This is a genomic window from Parachitinimonas caeni, from assembly GCF_030129945.1.
Lineage (GTDB): Bacteria > Pseudomonadota > Gammaproteobacteria > Burkholderiales > Chitinimonadaceae > Parachitinimonas > Parachitinimonas caeni.
The window spans coordinates 1-369 of the sequence record NZ_JARRAF010000221.1 but is presented as its reverse complement, the minus strand read 5'-3'; the positions used below and the strand labels follow the sequence as shown (position 1 = coordinate 369).

Below are 369 nucleotides of genomic sequence, written 5' to 3'. Positions count from 1 at the left end.
TGATCAACCTGAGCACCGGTGCGGTGATGGCCGACCTGTCACCGCTGCAGACCGACCAGTCGATCGCTGCCCAGACCGGGGCGGCCCGTCAGGTCCGGCTGACCTGGCCTGAGGGGCTGAATGCCATCGGCCAGTTCCGTTTGCGCATCCAGCTCAACCCGCTGGGGGAACTCCCCGAATACGACGCCCAGGGGCCGCTGGACGCCGACAACCAGGCCGAACAGACCTTTGCCATCGGCCCTGACCTGCAAGTGAGCCAGGTGGGATTGCTGGAAACCGGCGCGCAGGATGGCGACGCGGTCACCGTGGTCTGGACCGAAACCAACCAGGGCGCGGTGGCCGCGCCGACGGGCTATCAGGATCGCGTCA

At 67.5% G+C, this 369-nt stretch carries 1 protein-coding gene; it reads left to right on the top strand.

The annotated features are described in order from the left end of the window. Positions 1–369 (top strand): hypothetical protein (locus PZA18_RS25830; protein WP_284103482.1); only part of this gene is annotated, 369 nt, incomplete at both ends.